General features: G+C 28.7%; 3 protein-coding genes. All 3 read left to right on the top strand.

Annotation, left to right across the window (positions count from 1 at the left end):
• Positions 1-224: hypothetical protein (locus GFJ99_RS13680; RefSeq protein WP_203228796.1), on the top strand; the 224-nt coding region annotated here is incomplete at its 5' end.
• Between the two features lie 173 nt (positions 225-397).
• Complete coding sequence (locus GFJ99_RS13185) at positions 398-928, top strand: hypothetical protein (RefSeq protein ID WP_153209502.1); 531 nt, start codon at positions 398-400, stop codon at positions 926-928.
• Between the two features lie 231 nt (positions 929-1159).
• A complete protein-coding gene (locus tag GFJ99_RS13190; protein WP_153213650.1) occupies positions 1160-1612 on the top strand; it encodes a hypothetical protein in 453 nt (150 codons plus the stop codon).
• Positions 1613-1800 lie beyond the last annotated feature (188 nt).

Genomic DNA, 1800 nt, shown 5'->3' on the forward strand with positions numbered 1-1800 from the left:
TTCTACTCCTTAAATTATTGCAATTATTATTTAAAGGAACTTTTTCAGTGCCCTCGATTTTCGTACTGACTTTTTTAATAATTTGGACAATCGGATTTATATATGAACACGGTATATTATTTGGACTTTCTTCAGCGATATTGTTTATTCTATTTTTGGGATTTATTCATAAAAAACTAATGGAATTAAGTCTTAACGAAATAACTGAGTTAATAAAAAAATAAAAACTGGTTACAACAGCCGTTTGTAGCAATTGCTAGGCTTGGCTTGTGTTCGGAATTTTCTCCGAAAATTCCACGAGTAGTTTTGTACTTGTAAAGTTTTGTTATAAATTTACGCAACTGCCACAAGCGGCCTAACGTTAGCAGTAACCTTCAGAACAAATAAATTCCAAAAAATGAAGAAAATCTTTTTCGCACTTATTCTCTTAAATTCAATAATTACATTTGGACAAAAAGATTGTGGATATAAAATTGACGAAGAAAAGGTTCTAAAAAATATTAATCTTGATTTTTTTACAACCAAACTTCGAAATGAAAAGTTTGAAATAACAAATAAAAAAGAAAGTATTCCGAAAAAAATTCAGGAACAATTGGAATGTTTAAATGGTGAATTTTCAATTGCTAATCCAAACGAAAAATATAAAAATAATGATATAATCGATGAAAACGAAAAGTTACCAAGAAGAGGACTGCAATTTTTAGCAATAAGTGATAAGACAATAGTTCTTGTATATAAAATGTCAGTTGGTCCAGGTATAAGTACAAAATATGTCTTTATAGATTATGATTCTAATGGTATTAAAGATTTTTGGTGTGGAAATGGAATTAGAGAAGTGTCTAAAATTGAACAATTAATAACTTTGATTGAAAAATATAAAAACGAACCTTTCCCAATTGGGCTACAATCTAATTTATTCTATTTTTAAAAGGCTCCTGCTAACAGCGGTTTGCTTCAATGGCTATTTCCGGATTTTCCTACGGAAAATCCGCTGCTGAATGGAATGTTTTGTTATATTTGTAATGGCTTGGTGTTGGTTCAACGCCACTGAGAGCAAGCCTCAGAACGTTGGCTGTAATTAATGTGAATCACTTTTATGAAAAATAATCTAACCAATATTATTCTTTTTTTCATATTCCTATTAGTACTTTTTTTATTAATGGATACAACTAACCTAATAAATGTCCCTGATTTTATAGATTATACATTTTTCTCTCTAGCGTTTATTATTTCAGGCATTTTTCTACATTACTATATAGGCAAAAATTGGATTAAAGAATTTAAATCTTCATTATATTTTATCTTTACTTTATTAATGATTACTTTACCACTGAGTGTTATTTTTATTTCGATTTTTAAAGTTTCTATTATATATTACAATCACAAAAAAGGAGAAACCTCAAAAGAAAAATGCTTAGTAGAAAAGGTGTCTTCTGGAAAATATCGTTCTTTATCTTATAAATTTAGAGGAAAAACGTATTCCACAAAACTATTTAATTACCAAGATTATAAAAATTGTGATTTTGATTGCTATATTGAGTTAACTCTTGAGAAAAAACCACTTGGAATGTTTTATATACTGAATATTGAAAAAACTAAATATAAAAATTAACTACAGCCAACAGCAGTTAAAAAAAATGGCTTAGGCAAGGGCATACTTCCGAATTTTCTCCGAAAATTCAAAAGTTTGCGTTATATTTGTTTTGGCTTGGTTTTGGCTCGTCGCCACTTCTTTTAGCTGCAACACGTTGTAACTAATAGCTTTCCGAATTGAACGAATGTGTTTAATGTTGGAAATTT

Origin of the sequence: Flavobacterium sp. LMO6 (genome assembly GCF_009495795.1) — a bacterium.
Lineage (GTDB): Bacteria > Bacteroidota > Bacteroidia > Flavobacteriales > Flavobacteriaceae > Flavobacterium.